This is a genomic window from Marinicella pacifica (assembly GCF_014636635.1).
Classification (GTDB): domain Bacteria; phylum Pseudomonadota; class Gammaproteobacteria; order Xanthomonadales; family Marinicellaceae; genus Marinicella; species Marinicella pacifica.
This window is the reverse complement of sequence record NZ_BMEO01000001.1, coordinates 251,265-273,313: the sequence shown is the minus strand read 5'-3', so window position 1 is coordinate 273,313 and position 22,049 is coordinate 251,265. Positions and strand designations below refer to the sequence as shown.

The 22,049-nt window shown below is 46.2% G+C and carries 17 protein-coding genes; 12 read left to right on the top strand and 5 right to left on the bottom strand.

From position 1 onward, the window contains the following. Position 1: 1 nt before the first annotated feature. The gene (locus IEV16_RS01145) at positions 2 to 220 is read right to left on the bottom strand and encodes a SlyX family protein (protein ID WP_188363823.1); all 219 of its coding nucleotides are present in this window, start codon (positions 218 to 220) and stop codon (positions 2 to 4) included. Between the two features lie 66 nt (positions 221 to 286). On the opposite strand from IEV16_RS01145, the gene IEV16_RS01140 reads away from it, so the two are divergent. Together IEV16_RS01140 and IEV16_RS01135 are read left to right on the top strand one after the other, a co-directional pair. After that, on the top strand, positions 287 to 898 hold the full coding sequence (locus IEV16_RS01140; protein WP_188363822.1) for a DUF938 domain-containing protein: 612 nt from the start codon (positions 287 to 289) through the stop codon (positions 896 to 898). Next, on the top strand, positions 882 to 1,877 hold the full coding sequence (locus IEV16_RS01135) for a serine/threonine dehydratase (protein ID WP_188363821.1): 996 nt from the start codon (positions 882 to 884) through the stop codon (positions 1,875 to 1,877). The genes IEV16_RS01140 and IEV16_RS01135 overlap by 17 nt, the downstream gene beginning before the upstream one ends. A gap of 121 nt (positions 1,878 to 1,998) precedes the next feature. Here IEV16_RS01135 and IEV16_RS01130 read toward each other — a convergent pair whose 3' ends face one another. After that, positions 1,999 to 4,245: a bifunctional serine/threonine-protein kinase/formylglycine-generating enzyme family protein gene (locus tag IEV16_RS01130; RefSeq protein ID WP_188363820.1), complete on the bottom strand. Its 2,247-nt coding sequence runs from the start codon at positions 4,243 to 4,245 to the stop codon at positions 1,999 to 2,001. A gap of 230 nt (positions 4,246 to 4,475) precedes the next feature. Between IEV16_RS01130 and IEV16_RS01125 the strand changes: the two genes are divergently transcribed. Beyond that, a complete protein-coding gene (locus IEV16_RS01125; protein ID WP_188363819.1) occupies positions 4,476 to 6,380 on the top strand; it encodes an ATP-binding cassette domain-containing protein in 1,905 nt (634 codons plus the stop codon). 56 nt (positions 6,381 to 6,436) lie between these two features. Here IEV16_RS01125 and IEV16_RS01120 read toward each other — a convergent pair whose 3' ends face one another. Further along, the gene (locus IEV16_RS01120) at positions 6,437 to 6,859 is read right to left on the bottom strand and encodes a MarR family winged helix-turn-helix transcriptional regulator (RefSeq protein ID WP_188363818.1); all 423 of its coding nucleotides are present in this window, start codon (positions 6,857 to 6,859) and stop codon (positions 6,437 to 6,439) included. Positions 6,860 to 6,945: 86 nt separating this feature from the next. Here IEV16_RS01120 and hppD point away from each other — a divergent pair, with 86 nt between their 5' ends. From hppD to IEV16_RS01080, 8 genes are all read left to right on the top strand, one after another. Continuing rightward, positions 6,946 to 7,980, top strand: a complete 1,035-nt coding sequence (gene hppD, locus IEV16_RS01115; protein WP_188363817.1) for a 4-hydroxyphenylpyruvate dioxygenase — start codon at positions 6,946 to 6,948, stop codon at positions 7,978 to 7,980. Next, on the top strand, positions 7,973 to 9,100 hold the full coding sequence (locus IEV16_RS01110) for a homogentisate 1,2-dioxygenase (protein ID WP_188363816.1): 1,128 nt from the start codon (positions 7,973 to 7,975) through the stop codon (positions 9,098 to 9,100). Before hppD ends, IEV16_RS01110 begins: the two co-directional genes overlap by 8 nt. Next, entirely contained in the window at positions 9,097 to 10,083 is a 987-nt protein-coding gene (locus tag IEV16_RS01105) for a fumarylacetoacetate hydrolase family protein (protein WP_188363815.1), read from the top strand. Before IEV16_RS01110 ends, IEV16_RS01105 begins: the two co-directional genes overlap by 4 nt. A gap of 120 nt (positions 10,084 to 10,203) precedes the next feature. Next, positions 10,204 to 12,498: a M36 family metallopeptidase gene (locus IEV16_RS01100; RefSeq protein ID WP_188363814.1), complete on the top strand. Its 2,295-nt coding sequence runs from the start codon at positions 10,204 to 10,206 to the stop codon at positions 12,496 to 12,498. 170 nt (positions 12,499 to 12,668) lie between these two features. After that, a complete protein-coding gene (locus IEV16_RS01095) occupies positions 12,669 to 14,630 on the top strand; it encodes a TonB-dependent receptor plug domain-containing protein (protein WP_188363813.1) in 1,962 nt (653 codons plus the stop codon). A 10-nt stretch (positions 14,631 to 14,640) separates the two neighbouring features. Next, positions 14,641 to 18,489 carry a cobaltochelatase subunit CobN gene (cobN, locus tag IEV16_RS01090; RefSeq protein ID WP_188363812.1) on the top strand — a complete coding sequence of 1,283 codons (3,849 nt, stop codon included), beginning with the start codon at positions 14,641 to 14,643 and terminating at the stop codon, positions 18,487 to 18,489. Beyond that, the gene (locus IEV16_RS01085; protein ID WP_188363811.1) at positions 18,486 to 18,998 is read left to right on the top strand and encodes a MotA/TolQ/ExbB proton channel family protein; all 513 of its coding nucleotides are present in this window, start codon (positions 18,486 to 18,488) and stop codon (positions 18,996 to 18,998) included. Before cobN ends, IEV16_RS01085 begins: the two co-directional genes overlap by 4 nt. Then, positions 18,995 to 19,324, top strand: coding sequence for a DUF2149 domain-containing protein (locus IEV16_RS01080; protein WP_188363810.1), 330 nt, complete (start codon positions 18,995 to 18,997; stop codon positions 19,322 to 19,324). Before IEV16_RS01085 ends, IEV16_RS01080 begins: the two co-directional genes overlap by 4 nt. Here the strand turns inward: IEV16_RS01080 and IEV16_RS01075 are convergent. Both IEV16_RS01075 and IEV16_RS01070 read right to left on the bottom strand, forming a co-directional pair. Further along, positions 19,310 to 19,951, bottom strand: coding sequence for a lysoplasmalogenase (locus IEV16_RS01075; protein ID WP_188363809.1), 642 nt, complete (start codon positions 19,949 to 19,951; stop codon positions 19,310 to 19,312). The two genes, IEV16_RS01080 and IEV16_RS01075, sit on opposite strands and share 15 nt — an antisense overlap. Beyond that, positions 19,948 to 20,568: a TetR family transcriptional regulator gene (locus IEV16_RS01070; protein WP_188363808.1), complete on the bottom strand. Its 621-nt coding sequence runs from the start codon at positions 20,566 to 20,568 to the stop codon at positions 19,948 to 19,950. The genes IEV16_RS01075 and IEV16_RS01070 overlap by 4 nt, the downstream gene beginning before the upstream one ends. A 226-nt stretch (positions 20,569 to 20,794) precedes the next feature. On the opposite strand from IEV16_RS01070, the gene IEV16_RS01065 reads away from it, so the two are divergent. After that, positions 20,795 to 22,048, top strand: a complete 1,254-nt coding sequence (locus tag IEV16_RS01065) for an efflux RND transporter periplasmic adaptor subunit (protein WP_188363807.1) — start codon at positions 20,795 to 20,797, stop codon at positions 22,046 to 22,048. Position 22,049: the final 1 nt, after the last annotated feature.

Below are 22,049 nucleotides of genomic sequence, written 5' to 3'. Positions count from 1 at the left end.
CTTAATAATGGGGCGGTGTTTCGTCCTGAGGAGCGGCTTCAATGGCTTCGTGGACTTGTTTCAGCTGATCTTTTAACTGGCTATTATGTTGTTTTAACTGAGTCAGTTGTTCATTCTGACGATAAACAGTCGTGTTTAAAGAGTCCACGGTGTCTTCTAAAAAAGCCATTCTGGTCTCTAAATCTATCTGTTTTTGAATTAATTCGTCGATGTTTGACATGGTGCATGGGGTTCAACATTTAGATTGTATATAATAACATGAACGCTCAATGAGATGATTTAACCTATGTCAACAAAAGCCGCTTTTTCACCTGCCTGTGAACGTAATCGGGAACCGATATGGGCAGAACTTAAAAAGCTCATTAAATCAGATGATGGTGTGCTGTTGGAAATCGGTGCCGGCACCGGACAGCATGCGGCTTTTATGGCACCGCAGCTGACCGGCTTATTATGGTACCCGACGGATACCAGGGACAAATTAGCAGGCATTGAGCGCTGGCGGCAACAAGCAGATTGTGAACGTATTCAGTCACCCCGTGTCTTTCGGGTGGGTGACAGTGACTGGCCTGTGGAATCGGGACAGGCCGATATTGTCTATACCGCCAATACCTTTCATATTATGCCGTCTGAATTGGTGGCGAAACTTATTCAGCAGGCCGGTGAGAACATGACAAAAGAAGCCCGTTTTGTGGTCTATGGGCCGTTTAAATATGGTGGCAACTTTACCAGCGTGTCAAATCGAGATTTTGATGGGCAATTAAAAGCCACGGCAGATCATCAGGGCATACGTGATTTTGAGTGGATTGATGAACTTTTTCACCACGCCGGATTTCGATTTTTAAAGGATATCGCGATGCCGGCCAACAACCAGTTATTAGCCTATGTCAAAACCGGTTAACTATTCTGACCTTGAACAGGCACGAACAGCCATTGCTGATTATGTGATTGAAACGCCTTTGTTTCAGTCCAGGCGTCTCAATGACTGGCTGGGCCATGAAATCTTTTTTAAAGCCGAAAACTTACAGCGGGTCGGGGCCTTTAAAGCCCGCGGTGGCTGTTACGCGGTACGTTCCTTAAGGGCCAATGCGTCCAGTGTGGAACGGGTGTATGCCCGCTCTTTGGGCAACCATGCCCAGGCGGTGGCCTGGGCGGCGCGTTTATTTGATATTCCGGCCACCATTTATATGCCGAAAACAGTGTCGGCAGTGAAATTACAGGCCACAAAAGATTATGGTGCCGATGTGGTGCTTTATGATGATATCAAGGAAGTCTCCGTGGTAGAAAAAGAAGTGAATGAACGTCCCGGGCATTTCTGGATTTCGCCGTTTAACGACAAAGCGGTGATTGCCGGTCAGGGCACTGCCACCATCGAAGCCATTGAGCAAATGCCTGATGTGCCCGATGCCCTGTTTGCGCCTTGTGGCGGCGGAGGATTATTATCAGGCATGTGGATAGCCGCCAGAGAATTAGCGCCCAATGCGCAAGTCATTGGGGTGGAACCGGAAACCGCCAACGATGCCTGGCGTTCCATTCAGGCCGGAAAAATCACACCTTTGGATACACCCTCAGATTCGATTGCCGATGGGGTCAGGACCTATGAAATTGGCGACATCACCTTTGAATACTTAAAACAAATGGATGATTTTATGTTGGTCAGTGAGCAACGCATTATGTATTGGACACAATGGTTGCAGCATTTATTGAAATTACACATCGAAACCGCCAGTGCCATGTCAATGGATGCTGTTTATCAATGGTTGCAACAACAATCCTCACCCAAGAAGGTGATGGTGATGTTATCCGGTGGCAATATTGATGCCGCCATGATGCGGCGCATATGGGCGGAAGATCAGTTGCAGGAAATACCACGTCTATAAATTCTCAGCATTCGTCAGTATTGTGGAATGGTGCTTTGCATAAGCTTTTATCTTTGCATATGGTTTATTTAATGAAAACCACAAAGACACAGAGGACAGAGGTCTGATGGTAATCTTGGGATTAATCAATGGTTTTAATCAGTCGGAAACCCACATGCGAGAGGGCTTTGTTCGGATCGGCTGATTCGGTTTTTAAGGTGTCGGCTAAGTTGCCACTCATCCATGAACCACCGGCGGCGCAGTATTTTTGCTGACCGCAATCGCGCACCCATTCGGCCACATTACCGGTAACATCATGGCTGTTGGTGGCGGCACCCAAAGAATTCACCGGTGCGGTAAAGACAAAGTCATCACGACAATCACTGCGCTGATCAAATTTGGATTCATTACTGGTTTCTTCGCCGGCTATATTGCTGTTACCACAGTTTGGTTTTTTGGCCAGTTGCTGTTGTGCTGATTGCCATTGTGCCAGGGTGGGTAATTGATAGTCCGCTTTCTGGTTGTCTGACAGCCAGGCCGCATAAGCGACTGCCTGGGCTGCGGTGATACAAATAACTGGATGTTGTGCGGTCTGATCGAAGGGTGGTTTGTCCCAGGTTTTTTTGAAGAATCCGCCTTTGCCAAAATGCTCGCAGCGTTCATTAAAACCTTTGTTTTCGGCAAAAGTTTTAAATTGTTCCACCGTTGTTTCACTTTGTGCCAGCCAGAAATCACCGACACCGGTGCTGTTGGCAGCAGCCACAAATACCCAGGTATAACCGGATAAATCAGTCATGACATCACCGGTTTTGGGAATCGCTTGATACTGGGTTTCGAGTATGGTCAGAGTTTCATCATTGGGTTTAAGTATCATGGCCATGGTTAAATAATCACTCGCTTGAGGATTGCTGCGACGTTTTTTAATGGCTTGTTGAACTAAGTTATTCGCTTTATCGGTTATTTTTTCGATATCTGTTTGGTAATCGCCGGCCTTTATTGGGTATTCTTTAAAAAAATCAGTTAACGACTGGATATGGGTGATGGCGTCGCCATAAGCCTGCTGATCGAGCTTGCTGTTGATTAAACTAAAATAATACAAGCCCACTTTATGTAAGCCTTGACGGGCTGCTTGATTGTCAGGGTATTCAGCCAATATGGCGGCAAATTGACTGGCGGCATTATCATCGGCCGGCTTGGTCAAACGAAAAGATTTTAAATTTTCATTGGCTTGTGATAAACGGGCGGTTAAATTGGGTTCTTCGTCGACCGAGGATATATTTTCCGGTAAATTAATCACCGTTTCCATCAATGGAATCTCTGGCTCAGAATGTGCCACATTTTTGGCCAGTGCATCAGGTGGTGTCAAGGGTTCTTGTTTGGTGGATGGTGTGGTTGTCGATGGTTCAGTGTGAGCTTCCACCACCAAAGGTTCTGAGCTTGTTGGTTCAGGCTCATCACCCATAAACATTAAGCCTCCCACAACCAATATTGCCATGCCGGCCACCACAGAAGCCGGTACCAGGAATTTTTTATAAGCCGCCCAATTAATGGTTGTCTTTTGTTTGCTGTCCGATTGATGATCCTGGTAGCGAATCTTCATCAAATCCGCTTTTAAATCGGCCACTGATTGATAGCGATCATTGGGATTTTTAGCCAGGCACTGATCGATAATTGGCTGCCAGACACTGAGTTCTGCCGGCAGAATTGGCATCGGTTTGTTAATATGCGCCATCAAAATCGAAAAATCATTGCTGGCTGAATAAACGTGTTCACCGGTGATTTTTTCATAAATGATACAACCCAGCGAGTAAATATCACTGCGGTGATCGATGGGGCGCGACTGAATCTGCTCCGGGCTCATATAGTGGGCACTGCCGAGCAGTTGCGTTTCCTTGGTTTTGCGCTGTGATTTTTTGGTGATGGCAATCCCAAAATCGGCGATTTTGATACGTCCGAATTGGTCAAACAAGATGTTGTCCGGCTTTAAATCTCGGTGAATGACACCATGCTCATGAGCATGGCTGAGGCCATCGCAAATCTGACCCAGCAAATCAATCAGGTGCTCGGCATTGGTGCAAATAATTTCACTGAAATCACCATGGGTTAAATACGGCATGGTGAAATAAGCGAGACCCGAGGGTAGTTTTTTGGCTTCGTAGATACTGATGATGTGCGGATGATCCAGGGAGGCCACAGTTTTGGCCTCATCCACAAAACGTTCTGCCAGTAATTTATCTTCCATCACCAGTTTTTTCAGAACTTTGATGGCGACTTTACGTTGCAGGGATTGCTGCCGACCCAAATAAACAGCGGACATGCCGCCTTCACCAATCTTGTCTAAAATGGTGTGATCAGGAATATTAATATTAAGTTTTGGAACGGCTTTCATGTCTCAGACACACAATTAATTATTGTAAGAATTTATTTCAACCCAATCCGAAAAATAAATAACCATTATCGCATGAAATTTGTGACCGCTATCATAAAATTAGCTGAAAATAAGTCTTTGAAATCTGCTAACAATGAAAAACTGCCGAAAAAGGTCAGTTTTTATGCACAAGTACTTGTGTCATTTATAATTGAACCTACAATGAGACCTCATTTAATGGCTGGTGGTTTATGGCGCTGATTAATTTTGATAATGTCTTTTTGGATTTTGGTGCCAGGCCCATTTTGGACGGTGTCAACCTCAGTCTTGAGCGCGGCCAAAAATGGGCCTTAATCGGTCGAAACGGTGAAGGCAAATCATCCTTACTTAAAGTCATCAACGGAGATTTACCTGTAGACGGCGGTGAAATAAAACGCCAATCAGGTTTAAAAGTCGCCAAAATGCAACAATCAGCGGCTTCAGCGGATGCTAACGTGTCTGTGCGTGATTTTCTTTTACAGTCACTGGGTGTGGTGGGAGAACATTTGGCGGCTTATGAGCGCACCGATGATGCGGATAAAATGATGCACTTGCAGCAACAGATTGACGATGCCGGTGGCTGGGATTTATTAAACCGGCTGGATACCGTGATCACCCAGCTTCAGTTGCAAGCTGATGCCAATGTGCAGTCTTTATCCGGCGGACTTCGGCGGCGTCTGAATCTGGCCGCTGCCTTGGTGCAGTCGCCGGATATTTTATTGCTGGATGAGCCCACCAACCACCTGGACATTGACAGCATAATCTGGCTTCAGGGATTGATTAAAAGTTTGCATTGTGCGGTTGTTCTGGTGACCCACGACCGCGCTTTTTTGCGTGCGGTTGCTGATGGTGTGCTGGAACTGGATCGCGGCCATTTATATGCTTATGATTGTGATTATGACACATTTTTAAAACGTCAGACCCTGCGACTCGATCAGGAAGCCAAGGAATGGGAACGTCTGGATAAAAAACTCTCAGAAGAAGAAGTCTGGGTCAGACAAGGTATCAAAGCCCGTCGCACCCGCAGTGACAGCCGCTTGCAGGAACTCTATAAATTGCGTGATGAGCGCAAACAACGGCGCGAGAAAAAAGGCAGCACCAAAGCGGATATAAATGTGGCTGATGCCGGTGGCAAAAAGGTGGTGACCGCTTATAAGGTTGGTTTTTCTTATGGGAATCGGGTTATTTTAAATAACTTTTCCACTAAAATTCAGCGTGGAGATAAAGTGGGTATTATTGGCCCCAATGGTGTGGGTAAAACCACGCTGGTCAATATTTTATTGGGTGAACTGGAACCGGATGCCGGCTCGGTTAAACTCGGAACCGGTATTCAGGTGGCCTATTTTGATCAGTTAAAGCAGGATATTAATGACAATGACACGGTGCAGAATAACCTGCAACTGGGCACCGACTTTGTCACCATCAACGGAAAATCCAGGCATGTGATTTCCTATCTGCAGGATTTTTTGTTTTCACCGGATAAAGTGCGCGGCCCGGCCAGTGTGTTATCCGGCGGTGAGCGTTCTCGGTTAATGTTGGCCCGTTTATTTGCCCGACCGGCAAACTTACTGGTTATGGATGAGCCCACCAATGACCTGGATATGGAAACTTTGGATTTGTTACAGGAGTTGTTGCTGGATTTTCCGGGCACAGTGTTACTGATCAGTCATGACCGGGATTTTATTGATCAGGTTTGCAGTCAAACACTGGTTTTTGAAAATCCAGATAACGGTATTTATGAAATCAATGAATACATCGGTGGTTATCAGGATTATTTAAGACAACGTAAAATACCAGCTGAACAAGCGACTAAATCATCTGAAAAAGAAAGCAGGGAAAAATCTTCTGAAAAAAAACCACCTGCTGGCAAGTCCTCCAGCACCAGCAATCGCTTGCTGTTTCATGAACAAAAGGAATTAAAACAATTGCCCGGTGAAATAGACCAATTAGAAGCCGAGATTAATCAGTTGTCGGAACAAACCTGTGAACCGGATTTTTACCAAAAAGATGCCGACACCATTAAGCAAGTCACCACACGTCTGGTTGAATTGGAACAGCTGCTTGAGGAAAAATTTAATCGCTGGGATGAGCTGGAAGCGAAAAAATCCAAATCATGATGTCTTGTCAACGAAGCAATGACTTCGATATGTTCAGCCGTCTTGCTGTTTTAAGATTATTCTAAAATCCGGTTGAATTTAGCGATTAAATGACTGAGCTGTTGGCGTTCTTGTTGGCTTAATTGGCCCAATAAAAATTGTTCGTATTTAACCGCATCAGGAATCACCACAGCCATTAAATCTTCCCCACGTTCGCTGAGCCGGTTAATGGTGGCACGGGCATCGTCCGGATGCGCTTTCTGCACAATGTAATCCTTTTCATTCAGTGACTTTAAAGCGCGGCTGATGGGCACTTTGTCCATTTGGGTGTGTTCGGCGATGGTTTTGGCGGTGATATCCGAATGGTTATTGAGAATCACAAGTACCCGCCATTCGGGTACTGATATATTAAATCGGCTTTTGTAATGTTTTGCCAGGCCTTTAGATATTTTTAAGCTTAAAGCCGATAACTGATAGGGAATAAAATGTTTAAAGTCCATGGTGAATAATTATAACCAGTATTTAGTTTCAAATGTAACTAAATTGCGTTAAAATAGCTATTTAGTTATCTTAAGTGAGTACAACAATGACAGCGACCATCAACGGCTTTGGATTTATTGAATATGCGGCAGCGGACGCGGCACCTTTGCATCGGTTGTTCAGACAAATGGGCTTTAACGCCATTAAACGCCATAAAAAAAAGCCCATCACTTTATACCGACAGGGCCAATCTGATTTTTTCATCAATGAATGTGACAGTGGTTTTGCCGCTGATTTTCACGCCAAACATGGTCCCAGTGCACCGGGCTTTTCAATTATATTTGATAATAAAGAAGCCGCGCTTGAGCACAGTTTAAAAGGCGGCTCTGAGCAAATAGAAGTGCTTAATGGTCTGGATTTTCCGGCCATTAAAGGCATTGGAGATGCGGCTTTGTATTTACTGGATAAAGGCTCATATGAAGCCGTACTGGCACGGGACTTTGATGATATCCCGGGCGTCAATCAGAGTCCGACCGGCTTTGGTTTAACGTTTATTGATCATTTAACCCATAATTTGTATTTTGGAAATATGGCTCAGTGGAGTGCCTATTATGAAGATTTGTTTGATTTTCGGGAAATTCGGTACTTTGATATTAAGGGCCAAAAAACCGGTTTAGTGTCGAAAGCCATGACATCGCCCAATGGGTCGGTCAAAATCCCTTTGAATGAATCAGATGACCCTAAATCGCAAATTAATGAATATCTGGATGAATATAAAGGAGAAGGCATTCAGCACATTGCTTTATTCACAAATAATATTTATGAAACCGTTGAATCTATGCGGGCCGCCGGCGTTGAATTTTTAGAAACACCGGAAACCTATTACAGTATTATTGACCGACGGGTGCCGGAGCACAATGAAGATGTGGCCAGAATGCAGAAGAATCATATTTTGATTGATGCCGATGAGGAAACTAAAAAACAATTACTGTTACAGATTTTTACCCAAACCAACATCGGTCCGATTTTCTTTGAAATTATTCAACGTAAAGGTAATGAAGGCTTCGGTGAAGGCAACTTCCAGGCTCTGTTTGAGTCCATTGAGCTTGAACAACAAAAGAGAGGGTATTTAGATGAGTAGTCAATGGTTTAAACTCTTTAAAAAACAGGGCACAGTGGCACGTCAGGCGCATTATGATTTGCCCAAAGACAGTTATGAGCGCGAAATGGGCAAAGAAGGCTTTTTTGGCCCGGTCACCCATTTCTACCACCGTCATAAGCACACCGGCTGGAGTGATTTCGAAGGTGATAACCGACCGCGTGCGTTTGATACCAATGAATTGGATGAAACCCAAACCAGTCCCTGGCAAGCGCCGGTGCTATTGCGCAATAAAAGCACTCAGATTCGCATGATGCATATCCGCGAATCCATGACCCGTTTAGTGCGTAATGCCGACGGTGATGAACTGTTGTTTTTCCATAAAGGCACCGCTCATTTATTTTGTGATTTTGGTCATTTGGTGATTAAAGAAGGTGATTATGTGATGATTCCAAAAGGCACCATGTGGCGGCTTGAGATGGAAAATCCCTGTGAAATCCTGATGATTGAAGCCACCAACAGTCACTTTAAAGCACCTGATAAAGGCTTATTAGGCCCCAATGCCATTGTTGATACGGCGGTGTATCGCGTGCCGGAAATTGATGCGGCATTTCAGGGACAATACAGCGAAGACCGCTGGAAGGTGGTGATTAAACGGCGCAATGAGTTTAATCGGATAACCTTTCCGTTTAATCCTCTGGATGCCATCGGCTGGCAGGGTGATCTCATGCCGGTTGCGCTGAATTGGCGCGATATTTCACCGCTGATGAGTCACCGTTACCATGTACCACCCTCGGCACATACCACCTTTGTCGGTGATCGTTTTGTGGTGTGTACTTTTGTGCCACGCTTATTTGAGACGGATCCAAAAGCACTGAAAGTACCGTTTTATCACAACAACGATGATTACGATGAGGTTCTGTTTTACCATGCCGGTAACTTCTTTTCCCGGGATAACATTCATCCCGGTATGATGACGTTACATCCGGCCGGCTTGACCCATGGCCCACATCCGAAAGCCATGGAAAAAGCCTTTGAACAAGCCAATCAGATGACCGAAGAAGTGGCCGTCATGATTGACACCCGAGATCCGCTGGATGTCACCCCGGAGGCAACAGAAGTGGAATGGTCTGGTTACATCAATTCCTGGAGTGAAACATGAAATTAGCAACAATAAATAATCAAACCCGAGACGGCCAGTTGGTGGTGGTTAACCGACAAGGCACGCAAGCGGTCAAGGTGCCGCAGGTGGCCGAAACCTTACAACAAGCCCTGGATAACTGGGAACAAGCGGCACCACAATTAAATACCATCTACCAGCATTTAAATGAAGGTGGTGTTAATGATGCCTTTGATTTGGACATGAACCAAATTATGGCGCCGTTACCCCGTGGTTTACAATTTTTAGACGGCAGCGCTTACCTCGCGCATGTGGAACGGGTGCGTAAAGCCCGTGGTGCCGAGATGCCGCCGAGTTTTAAAGAAGACCCATTAATGTACCAGGCGGTCAGTGATGGTTTTTTAGCCGCCAATCAGGACATCGAAGTGGTCAGTGAGGACTACGGTATAGATTTTGAAGCCGAAGCCGCGGTGATTACATCTGATGTGCCGATGCATGTTTCACCTGAAGAAGCCGGCCAATATATTCAATTAATTTGTATTTTGAATGATGTGTCATTGCGAAATTTAATTCCCGCTGAGTTGGGTAAAGGCTTTGGTTTTCTGCAATCCAAACCCCGCACTGCTTTAAGCCCGTTTTTTGTCACGCCAGACGAACTGGGACAGGCATGGCAAGACCATAAAATCCATTTACCCATGCGCACCTGGTACAACGGTGAATGGTTTGGTGAGCCTAATTGCGGTGTCGATATGCAATTTAACTTTGCTGAATTGATTGCCCATGCCGCTAAAACACGGCCCTTAGCCGCCGGTTGCATTATCGGCTCAGGCACCATCGCTAACCATGATATGGCCAAAGGCTCCACTTGCCTCGCTGAAAAACGGGTATTGGAGGTGATTGAACACGGCGAAGCCAGCACGCCTTTTATGCGTTTTGGTGACACCGTTAAGATTCAAATCACCAACGATGAAGGCGAAGACATTTTCGGTACCATCGAACAAAAGGTGGTGAAATACGGCCAGTAAGTAGGACAACCTTGTTTTAAATCAAAAACCCGTCAAATTGGCGGGTTTTTTTATGGTTTCATGTATGGCATTGTTTTATGATGTCTCGGTTTTTTTATAATAAAAGAGAGGAGTCCCCCAATGAATTTATCTGTTCGCCATTGTGCGTTGTTTGTTTTATTGTTTGGTTTAATGTCTGTCAGTTATGGTCAATCGATGAGTTTGCAGGAATCTGTTGACTCGTCGCGTCAGTATTTAGTGCAAAATCGGCAAAGCCTGAACTTGACTGAACAAGATATCCTGGATGCCCGTATTCAGGATGCCTATGTAACCCAACATAACGGAATCACTCATTTAGTGTGGCGGCAGTACATTTACGGCATTGAAGTTAAGGCAGGGGATGTGCAAATTAACCTGACTAAAGATGGTGACGTGTTGACTATACACAATCAATTTATGTTTGATGCCCGTGCAAAAATAAACACCACTCAAGATCAAGTGAGGCCAGATCATGCGGTGCTATCGGCGGCTGATTATTTGAATATTGATACCTATTTACCGCCGGTGGCGATTCAACAAAGCCGTGGTGTTAACCAGGCGGTTGTTTTTCGCGGCGATGAGATTTCAGGGGTCGATATTCCGGTGAAGCTGGTATATCAGAAAATGCCGGATGGATCGTTAAATCTGGCCTGGGACCTGTCCATTCAGACGCCGGACAATTGGTGGAGTTTGCGGGTGGATGCGCAAACCAATCAGGTCATTGATCAGGTGAGCTGGCAAGCCCATGCTTCTTATGAAGTGTTGCCGCTGCCCTATGAAAGCCCAACCGCTGTGGGTGCAGCTTTCAGTGTGGTGACAGAACCGGCGGATTTTGTGGCATCATCCTATGGCTGGCATGACATCAATGGTGTTGTCGGTGCCGAATACACGGATACCCGAGGCAACAACGTTTTTGCACAGGAAGACCGGGATGACAATAATTCAGGTGGTTTTCGGCCGGATGGTGGCATCGGTTTAGACTTTTTATACACCTGGGACGGGCAATTAGAACCCACCGATGGTGAGAATATGGAAGCGGCGATTGTGAATTTGTTTTATTGGAATAATATTATTCATGATGTGATGTACCACTATGGTTTTGACGAAGTGGCGGGAAATTTTCAGGAAAATAATTACGGAAATGGCGGTTCAGCCGGTGATGCAGTCAATGCCGATGCATTGGATGGATCCGGTACAAATAATGCCAATTTCAGCACCCCGCCTGATGGTCAAAATCCACGTATGCAAATGTATGTGTTTACAGCCCGTGCAGGTTTAACGGTTAATTCGCCGGCCGCTATCGCCGGTTTTTACAACGCTGCAGCGGCCGGTTTTGGTGCTAGTTTAGATGGCGCCGGTATTACCGGTGATATTGAATTAGTGGATGATGGTACAGTGAATGGCAGTGAGGGTTGTAATCCACTGGTTGGATTTACACCAGGCAATATTGCTCTCATTGATCGTGGTAATTGTGAATTTGGCACCAAGGCGTTAAATGCTGAAAATGCGGGTGCCAGTGCAGTTATTGTGGCGAATAACCAGGGTGGCGATGAGGTTATCACCATGGGCGCAGGGGCACAAGGCAATCAAGTCAATATAGCGGCTGTTATGATTAGTCAGAACAATGGTGCTATTTTAAAAAATCAAGCCGGCACAGTTAATGGAACACTGGGTAAGGATGGTGTTGATCGGGACGGAGATTTTGATAATGGAATCATTATCCATGAGTATGGACATGGTATTTCTAACCGTTTAACCGGTGGGCCAAATAACACAAGTTGTTTATGGAATGCGGAGCAAATGGGCGAGGGCTGGAGTGATTTCTTTGCTTTGGTGATGACGGCTCAAGCTGGTGACCAGGCCAATGATGCACGGGCCATGGGCTATTTCGCCACCCAAAACCCCAATGGTATTCGGACTTATCCTTATTCGCGTGATATGAATATTAATCCGCATACATTTGCAGACGTTGCTGATTTTGATTTTGGCAGTGGAAACGTTTCACCACATGGTGTGGGATCTATTTGGACCGTTATGCTGTGGGATATGTATTGGAATTTGGTTGATAAGTATGGCTTTGATGCGGATATTTATCAGGGCACAGGGGGTAATAATCTGGCTTTGCAACTGGTGATTGATGGTTTGAAATTACAACCGTGCTCACCGGGTTTTGAAAGTGGACGGGACGCCATATTAGCCGCTGATACAGCCAACAACGGTGGTGCTAATCATTGTGAAATTTGGTCAGCGTTTGCCAAGCGCGGCCTGGGCGAAGGTGCTTCATCCGGGAGCAGTGGTAGCTTGGGAGACGAAGTAGAGTCATATCAGGTACCTACGGATGTTTGTGCTGCGCCGAATGATTTAATCTTTGAAAATGGTTTTGATGGGAGCAGTTGATAAATATTTCATCAAAAATCTTAAAAAAAACCCGCCTGGTGCGGGTTTTTTGTTCTTGTGTGATTTTCCACGGATCGGAATAAACGAATGAATTGATAAATATTTTAAATAATTATAGCTCACATATTGCAAATGAGAACAAATATCATTATGATTCGCATCATCTTTAAATGCGAGTTATCTTTATGCAATCCGGAGCGAAGTTACGTCCTGTCACCTGTTTTTTATGTTGTGGTTTGGCCTCGATGGTGTCCGCCAATGCGGATGTTGACGATGGTGTAATTCCACTGTCACAAATGGTGGTTACAGCCACCGGCAACCCTCACAGTACCTTAACCGCACCCGCGGCTTTAACGGTTATCGACCGGGAAGCGATTGAGGCCTCACCGGAACCGTCACTGACTTCACTTTTAAGCCGGGTGCCCGGTGTCAGTCTGGTGGGTCGGGGTGTCGGTGGCCGTAAAGTGATTAGCTTGCGGGGTATGGAGTCGCAACATGCTTTAATTTTGATTGATGGTCGGCGAATATCTGCCACCGATGATGTCATCGGGCATTCGGATTTACAGTACAACTGGTTGTCGTTGGATGCAGTGGAGCGGATTGAGGTGATTCGCGGACCAATGTCGGCTTTGTATGGATCAGAAGCACTGGGCGGTGTGATTAATATCATTACCATAAAAGGCCGAGGTGATTTCTCAGGAGCAATCAATGCTGAAGGCACATTACACACCGAAGATAATGGTGGCGGCAACCAAACTGTTGGCGCCCATATGCATGTACCGATGGGTGAAAAATTATCTTTGGATATTAATTTAGCTTATGGTAATCGCGACGATGTGATTAGTCCGATGGATTCACGTTTGTCTGATATTGAAGGTAAAAAACACACCACCGGACAAATCGGTTTTAATTGGCAGCTCACTGAATCACAACAATTGTTGGTTAACGCCATTTTTACTGATGAAGACACATGGTACCAAACCAATAGTCGGGGACAGGCACCTTTTTTTCGCAGTATGTATGATATTACGCGGCAGCAGCATACGGTGGAGTGGCAGGCTGACTTTGACGTGTGGTCCGGTCGCATCGGCTATTATCGGGCTGAGATTGATGTGGTAAACAGTAATGATCATCCTGCCATCAATGCCTATACACCGCAGTTTTTAACCGATGATGTGCTGGAAGCCGGATTTTACCGTGATTTTGGCTTGAACCGTTTAACCCTGGGGGCTGAATGGCGTGAAGAGCAATTACAGCACAGCGCCTTTATTAACAATGGTGATGAAGTGACTCACAAGGCGTTGCTGGCGCAATATGAGTGGCAACTGGTGGATGATGTGTCCTTAACGTTGGGTAATCGCTGGGATCATCACGGCTATTTTGGCAGTGAAATGAGCCCACGGGCTTATCTGGTGTGGCAGCCGGCGGATGCCTGGGCGGTTAAATTGGGTTACGGGCATGGCTTTAAAGCGCCGACCTTAAAGCAAATTTCACCAGAATACCGCTTTGACGGGCCGCATAGTTTTGTGGGTAATCCGGATTTAAACCCCGAATCCAGTGACAATCTGGAACTGGGTGTGCGTTATGAAAGCGATCAAAATACCACGGTTAGCGCCACTTTGTTTCACAATCAGGTCACCGATTTAATTGCCACTGAATGTGTTGAGAACTGCGGCGGACCTTTTGGTCGGGTTAATGAATACGTCAATGTCAATGAAGCCCGCCTTCAGGGTCTTGAGTTTGAGCTCAACATGGATTTGACTGAGCGAACCGCTTTAAACAGCAGTTATACCTACACCGATGGAGAAGACAAGGATAACAACGAAAAACTCCCTAACAGACCACGTCATCAGGCCAGTTTCGGTATAAACCAATACTGGCTGGATGATCGTCTGACCACCGGTGTGCAATGGCAATATATTGGTCAACAGTGGATTAATGAAAGTAGCGGCCAAACCGAATTACCAAGTTATCAATTGCTCAATGCCCAAATTCAATACCGTTTAAATAAACACAGTTTTTCCTTAAAACTGAATAATCTGACCAATACGGTGTTAAGTGAAGAAAGCGATGATTTTGGTTATGCCCTGTACGGACGCAATGTTCGTTTGGGCTGGCGCATGCAGTTTTAGGGAGGATTTTATGCTTCGATTGAGTCTATTTTTATGGCTGGTGGCAGGGACGCTCCAGGCGCAGACTATTCAGGTGGTGACCGATTCGATGATGCTGTCGGGTAAAAAAGAGTTGCTGCAAACATCAGCACAGAATGAAGGTTTGACCTTTCATATGGTTGAAAAGCAGGATCTGTCGCCGGATAAGTTAAATCAGGTTTTGCGGCAGGGTGATTTTGTGCTGGTGGATTTGGCGCGGTCTTTTGATATGACAGCGTTGATTCAGCAGACCGAGCCTGCCGGACAAGATTATACTAATCATCACTTTTGGTATGCTTCGGACGAAGTTCACCACAGTAATTTAAGTGCCGGACAAGCGGACTTATTACTCAGCTATTACCGCCATGGTGGGCGCCAAAATATGGCACAGTTCATGCTGGCGGTGAAGCTGATCATTGAAGACAAGACCATTGCCGGTTTAGCCGAGCCTTTGGTGTTACCGGAAGCCGGGGTCTATTATGCGGATTATCCGCAGCAGTTTACGGCGGATGCCAGTCAAATGCTGACTTTTTTAAAAACAGATGCCGAAAAACCGGTGATTGCTATTGGCTTTCATCCCCGCTATATCGAATCCACCGCCACAGAGCACATCGACGAACTGGTGAAAATTATTGAACAAAAAGGTGTTACGGCCTTACCTTTATTTTATTCTTTGGGTGATGATGTGGACTTGCCGGCGTTGGTGCCACCTGAGGTGGATGTTTTAATTCATATGCAACCGGTTTATCACAATGGTCTGGAAGATCAGCTGAATACCCTCGGAATTCCGGTGATGCAAGGTATTGGTTGGTGGGGTGACAGTATTGACAGCTGGCGCGAAGATGTGGTGGGTCTGTCTTTAAGTTCAACGCCATTGTATTTGGCGTTACCGGAACAAAACGGCTTAATCGATCCGTTGGTGATGTGGGCTGAACATGAAGGTGTGATGCACTTGATTCCTGAGCAGGTGAATGCCGCGGTGAATAAAGCGGTGGCGCTGGCCAAACTCAGAAAACAACCCAAAGCCAAACAAAAAGTGGCGGTGATGGTGTACAACTATCCGCCCGGCCAGCATAACTTTTCTGCTTCCTACCTCAATGTACCACGCAGTTTAGCGAATCTCAGTGCACAATGGCAGAAAGCCGGTTACCAAACCCAAGCCTTGACCGAACAGGCTTTTATCGATGGTTTTGCGGATGTGATTGGTGCCGGTTTCGATAAAAAACGCCGAGAACAGATGCTGTCCGAGAACAAGGCCCACTGGCTATCATTAACAGATTATCAACAATGGTACCAGCAACTGCCGGAAAAAACCCGCGCACGCATTGAAGACTACTGGGGCAAGCCTGCGGACTTTTCATTGATCAGTGAACAGTCGGGTGAAGCCGGCTTTATTGTTCCGGTGATTGAATCCGGAAATATGGTTTATTTACCGCAGCCTTCACGCGGCACCGGTGACATTGATCAAGAGAAACAACTCTACCATGACACCCGTGTGCCGGTCAGCCATGCTTATCTGGTCAGTTATTTATGGGTCCGAGACCGCTTTAATGCCGATGCCCTGATTCACTTTGGCACCCACGGTACCCAGGAATGGATGGCCGGAAAAGAGCGTGGTTTGAGCGCTACGGCTGACGATCCCTATGTGGCGATTGGCGATATTCCGATTATTTATCCCTACATCATGGATGATGTGGGTGAAGCGGTACAGGCGAAAAGACGCGGTCGGGCGGTGATGGTGAGTCATCAAACGCCGGCTTTTCGTGCATCAGGATTGCACGGTACTTTGGTGGATGCCCATGATTTGATTCATCAATGGGAAAACCTCGAACCGGGTGAAGTTAAAGCCAACACCTTAAACAGTCTGATGCAACTGGCCAAAGACGAATCACTGACTGAAAGTCTGGCCTGGACCGAGCAACAAGTCCGTGAACGCCCGGAGGATTTTATCTTCGCTTTGCATGATTATTTACATGAACTGGCGGCGCAATCTCAGCCGATTGGACTGCATACCTTTGCCACGGACAGTCCGGAGCAGCAAAAAATCAGTACCGTGATGCAAATGCTGGGACAGGCATTCATTGATAGTTTTGATTTGCCCGATAGCGATGAATTGTTGGTGCAGGATTATGAAAAACTGCAACAAACTGAACCGTATCAGTGGTTGGTTGATGTGATTTTAAACGATAAAAAAGTCAACGGTGCGCAGCAGGTTTTTGCCGAACAAGCCCGTGAGATGTTTAATAACTTACGCACCGATGGCGAATTGGCCGGCTTAACCGCCGCGCTGTCCGGGCAGCATGTTTCGCCACAGATTGGCGGTGATCCGATTCGGGTACCCGATGCCTTACCCACCGGTGGTAATCTGGTGGGTTTTGATCCGGCTAAATTGCCCAATAAAGAAGCCTGGCTGGCGGGCAAAAAGGCCGCCAAAGAACTGATTAACGATTACCATCAAAAGCACGGCGAATACCCGAATAAGTTGGCTTTTTCATTGTGGGCCGTGGAAGCCATGCGCCACGGTGGTGTGCTGGAAAGTCAGGCGTTCTATGCCATGGGCGTAGAGCCGGTGTGGGGACGCGGTGGTCGGGTCAGCGGTTATCGGGTGATTCCGTCAGCGGAATTAAAACGACCGCGGGTGGATGTGGTGTTGTCAGTGACCGGTTTATACCGTGATCAATTCCCCAATGTCATGGAAAAACTGGCCAAAGCCGCCGCTGAAGTGGCGCAATTGGACGAAGCCGATAACCAGTTATATAAAAACACCCAAACTTTATTGGCTGACCTTTTAAAACAGGACATACCGAAAGAACAGGCTGAAAATATGGCACAAACCAGGGTATTTGGCAGCCCCACCGGTGTGTATGGCACCGGCCTGGATGATGCCACGTTGGCCAGTGACACCTGGGAAAGTGATGAGAAATTGGCCAAACTCTACTTAAAACGCATGAGTCATGCCTTTGGACCCGACCCGGAACAATGGAGCCAGGGTGATGATGCTTCAGACCTGTATGCACAACAATTAAAAACCGTGGATGCGGCCTTATTGGCACGCAGTTCGAATTTATACGGCATGTTGACCACTGATGATCCATTCCAATACTTAGGCGGTATTGATCTGGCGGTGCGGCATTTAAGTGGTAAAAGTCCTGAACTCTATATTTCCAATCAACGCAAACAAGGTGAAGTGCAGTTCCAAACCGCTGATGAGTTTTTGTCTCTGGAAATGAACAGTCGGGCCTTTCATCCCGGTTGGATTAAATCATTGAAAGATGAAGGTTATGCCGGTGCCTTACATCTTCAGGACATGACCAATAACCTGTGGGGCTGGCAGTCGGTGTCGCCGGACGTGGTGAAAGATTACCAGTGGCAAAATATGCACGATATTTATGTTCAGGATAAGCTTGAATTGGATATCAATGAATGGTTTGAAGAACATGCCCCCGAAGCCCAGGTGCGGATGATGGAACGCATGATTGAAGCGGTGCGTAAAGACTTTTGGGCGGCCTCTGATGAAACCAAAAAACAACTGTTAGAAGCGTATATTGAAAAAGTCAATAAACATCAATTCACTCCGGCATCGAAAACCCTCAGTGATTTTGTTGATCAGCAGGCAGTGGGTTTTGGACTGATGCCACTTACCGCAGCCACACAACAAAACACGGCCCAATCAGAGAATGCATCAAAGGCCACCGGCCAAAGTCAGCAAGTGCAAGGCCAAAAACTGGTGAAGCAAACCGCTTCAACAGCCGCCGAAGACAAACATTACTGGTGGTTATTTTTACTCGCCGTGCCGTTCTTTATCGGCATCATTAAACAAAACAACAGGACAGCCTTATGAACATAGAAGCCATTTTATACACCTTATCAAGTTGGTTTATGGTGCCGGTCTTGGCCGCCATTGTCATCGCTTTTTTATATGCTTTGTATCAACTCGGGCAATTTTTAACTGAGGTTTGGCAACGACGTTTTGGGAAAAACTATTGTTGTCACTTGGCCAAAGTCAGTGACCAACAAAATCTGGACTCAGAACAGCTTGAACTGTTGATATTACAAGAATTGGAAGGCTTGAAAGTCACTGCCCGGGTGGCACCTTTATTGGGTCTGGTGGCCACCATGATTCCCATGGGTCCGGCACTGGCCGGTGTGTCCGCCGGTGAAATGTCGGTGGTCGGTGAACAAGTTGGCATGGCCTTTGCCGCGGTGATTGTAGCCTTGATGGCGGCTTCGGTGGCGTTTGTGATTCTCACTGTGAAACGCCGTTGGCGACTGGCCAGTCTGTTACAGATTGAAAAACAGCAAAAACAAGTGACTGAAGAGCCGGTTTACTTACAAAGGAAATCCGCATGAGCCGCCGTATTTTAGATGCCGATGATGACGATCCGATTCTCAGCATGGTGAATATCATTGATATTTTCCTGGTGATTATTGTGATTTTGTTCATTATTATTATGAATAACCCGGTGAATCCGTTAAACAGCGATGATGTCACCATTGTTAAAAATGCCGGCAAAGAGAATATGGAAATCATCATCAAGAAAGGCAAAAAAATGGAACGCTACAAATCAAGTCAGCAAATGGGCGAGGGCACCGGCATAAAAGCCGGTATTACTTATCGCATGGATGATGGCAACTTGATTTATGTGCCCGAAGGCGAGCAATCAGGCACTGAGTAGAGCTGAAAGCAAGAATAATTGACCGGCATAATAAAGCGGCAGGCCAATCAGGCGGTTGTTAAAGCCCGGTGACACAAAGCGTTGCCGGGCAACAAACAAATCGGACAGAGCAAACAACACCGCACCGGTGACAATCAGTTGTTGCATGGGATGTCGTGTTACCATGGCGGTGATGAGCATAAGGCCAATGGCGGCCAGATAAGCCGGCACGGCGGTTTTCATCAGGCCCTTAAGATGCCTGAATAACCAGACATAACAGCCGATCATGGCAGCCATCACCACCACGGCTGTTATCATCAAATCATAACGCTTAATGCCGGCATCAATAAAGGCCCAGCTGTAGGCTAAATGCGCCAGTAAAAAAGCCAATAAACTCGACAGAAACAGCTGTTTATCGCTGGTTTTAATCAACAAAATATCACCGGTAAAAGACAAGGCAAAACCCAGGGTCAATAAGATTGAGAATAGATCCCTTTGGCCATTGATTACAAGCCACAGAGCGGGTAAAAAGAAACATAAACTTGCGAGGGTTTTAAACATTCCGGCCAATGCGGATTGTTGTTTATTCTGTAACCAAAGGGTCAGGCCACAGGCCAATGTACAAAGGAATGCCCAGACAGTTATCATGCCGGATCATGCACGGCTTTTAGACCTTCGAACAGCTGATTAATGAGTGGTTTGGCATGGGCTTTTAAATCAATGATGTCGCTGTTTAAGTATTCAATCAACAGACCTTTTAAAAAACAATGAAAGGTTAAGGTCAAAATTTCCGGATCCGCATCCGGGCTGAGTTTACCCTTATCTTGCGCACGTTTAAAATAAGCCTGAAAAAGCGCCAAACTTTCTTCCTTACTGGCTTTGTGACGTGCTTTAAAAGGCGCCAATACACCGGAATAATCACAATTTAAGAACAGCCCCATAACTTGTTGCTTGGTTGGGTTTTGAGCCAACTCTAATAACAACCGGGTCATTAAATCCCGTAATTGCAAAATCGGGTGGGGCGAATCGTTCTCCAAATCGGCCAGTACATGCTCGATAAAAGGCTCATGCAGATCAGCATGTAAAGCATCGAAAATTTCAGCCTTGTTATCAAAATGCCAATACACCGCGCCCCGTGTGACACCGGCAGTTTTGGCGATGTCATTCAGGCTGGTATTAAAAAAACCCTTGTCAGAAAAGTTTTCCACAGCGGCCTGTAGAATATCCTGGCGGGTCTTTTGGGTATCTTCTTTGGTTTTACGCATTCTGGCATTGTAGCAAGAACGAATAGCTTTGAAAACATACATTCATGTATGTATAATGCGATTTTTTATCAATCCAAGCTGTTTTGACTTTATTTCGAAGTGACATGAATTAAGATAAAGGTCTTTATTTGGTTGTGTTTAATCAATGTGGCTATATGTAGATATCATTGACTAAGTCCATATCTGGGATGACTTCAAAACCCTCACAATAATAAGAGAACAATAAATGAAAAAAAGTACGTTATTCACCGGTCTGATTGTCGTTATTTTATTAATCGTTGTTGCCTGGTTATTATGGCCACAATCAGCGCCTCAAAACGGGCAGGGTATGGCCGGACCCGGTGGTTACGGTGCCCAGGGGCCGGTACCGGTAGAAACTATGCAAGTTCAACAAAAAGAAATCGAAATGACCATGGAGTTGCCGGCTCGGGTGGTGGCGTACCGCCAGTCAGAAGTCAGGCCACAGGTTTCGGGAATTATTGAAGAACGTCTGTTTGAACAAGGCAGTTTGGTTGAAAAAGGCCAAAAGCTCTACCAATTGGATGATGCCCGTTATCTGGCTAACCTAAATAGTGCCGAGGCGGATTTACAAAATGCCCGGGCTCAATTAAAAACAATCAAAACCAGGGCGCAGCGGATTCGTTCTTTAGAAGCTCAGCAGGCCGTCAGTGAGCAGGATTTAGACGATGTTGAAGCCCAGTTAGCGCAGGCTGAAGCGGCCATTGCGGTGGCGCAAGCCAATGTCGATTTACAAAAAATAAATATTGAATATGCCCAGATTAAAGCCCCCATTTCAGGTCGTATCGGCCAATCCTTCTTAACCGAAGGTGCTTTGGTGAGTTCCGGACAAGATCAACCATTGGCCATCATTACCCAGCTATCGCCGATTTATGTGGATATGCAGGTTTCCGCCGACCGCGCGCAACGGGTGATGGCGATACTCAGTCGTCAACAATTATCACACCGGGAAGATGGTGATAATGCGGGCCAAGAAACACGTTTAAAAGTCACTGTTAATCAGGGGGGCGGTCAGCAACACAGCGGTTATTTGGCGTTTTCTGATGTGGTGGTGGATGAAACCACCGGTGCCGTCACCCTACGGGCGGTGCTTGATAACGATGCAATGAATTTATTGCCCGGCATGTTTGTCACCGCGACGTTACATTTGGGTAGCCAACAGGAAATTCTGGTGCCGCAACGGGCAGCGGCACGAAATCCTTTGGGTGGACTGGATGTCTGGGTTGTGAACGCGGACAACAGTGCGGAGAAGAAAACATTTCAAAGCCAACACGCCTATCAAGACCAATGGATTGTTGCCGATGGTGTTGAAGCCGGTGAAACCATTGTGGTGGTTGGCTACCAAAAATTACAGCCCGGGGCCCAAGTCACCCCCAGTCCCTGGCAAGGCGCCAGTCAGTCCCTGCCGGCGACTCAACATCAGCAACAAGCAAATCCTAATCAGCAAGATAACCAGGAATAAT

Bases quoted from the DNA above. Each gene is read 5' to 3' on its own strand.
- hppD (WP_188363817.1), top strand. From the start codon at position 6,946: ATGACAGCGACCATCAACGGCTTTGGATTTATTGAATATGCGGCAGCG.
- IEV16_RS01100 (WP_188363814.1), top strand. From the start codon at position 10,204: ATGAATTTATCTGTTCGCCATTGTGCGTTGTTTGTTTTATTGTTTGGT.
- IEV16_RS01110 (WP_188363816.1), top strand. From the start codon at position 7,973: ATGAGTAGTCAATGGTTTAAACTCTTTAAAAAACAGGGCACAGTGGCA.
- IEV16_RS01130 (WP_188363820.1), bottom strand. From the start codon at position 4,245: ATGAAAGCCGTTCCAAAACTTAATATTAATATTCCTGATCACACCATT.
- IEV16_RS01075 (WP_188363809.1), bottom strand. From the start codon at position 19,951: ATGATAACTGTCTGGGCATTCCTTTGTACATTGGCCTGTGGCCTGACC.
- IEV16_RS01065 (WP_188363807.1), top strand. From the start codon at position 20,795: ATGAAAAAAAGTACGTTATTCACCGGTCTGATTGTCGTTATTTTATTA.
- IEV16_RS01105 (WP_188363815.1), top strand. From the start codon at position 9,097: ATGAAATTAGCAACAATAAATAATCAAACCCGAGACGGCCAGTTGGTG.
- IEV16_RS01120 (WP_188363818.1), bottom strand. From the start codon at position 6,859: ATGGACTTTAAACATTTTATTCCCTATCAGTTATCGGCTTTAAGCTTA.
- IEV16_RS01085 (WP_188363811.1), top strand. From the start codon at position 18,486: ATGAACATAGAAGCCATTTTATACACCTTATCAAGTTGGTTTATGGTG.
- IEV16_RS01070 (WP_188363808.1), bottom strand. From the start codon at position 20,568: ATGCGTAAAACCAAAGAAGATACCCAAAAGACCCGCCAGGATATTCTA.
- IEV16_RS01140 (WP_188363822.1), top strand. From the start codon at position 287: ATGTCAACAAAAGCCGCTTTTTCACCTGCCTGTGAACGTAATCGGGAA.
- IEV16_RS01145 (WP_188363823.1), bottom strand. From the start codon at position 220: ATGTCAAACATCGACGAATTAATTCAAAAACAGATAGATTTAGAGACC.
- IEV16_RS01080 (WP_188363810.1), top strand. From the start codon at position 18,995: ATGAGCCGCCGTATTTTAGATGCCGATGATGACGATCCGATTCTCAGC.
- IEV16_RS01125 (WP_188363819.1), top strand. From the start codon at position 4,476: ATGGCGCTGATTAATTTTGATAATGTCTTTTTGGATTTTGGTGCCAGG.
- IEV16_RS01135 (WP_188363821.1), top strand. From the start codon at position 882: ATGTCAAAACCGGTTAACTATTCTGACCTTGAACAGGCACGAACAGCC.
- cobN (WP_188363812.1), top strand. From the start codon at position 14,641: ATGCTTCGATTGAGTCTATTTTTATGGCTGGTGGCAGGGACGCTCCAG.
- IEV16_RS01095 (WP_188363813.1), top strand. From the start codon at position 12,669: ATGCGAGTTATCTTTATGCAATCCGGAGCGAAGTTACGTCCTGTCACC.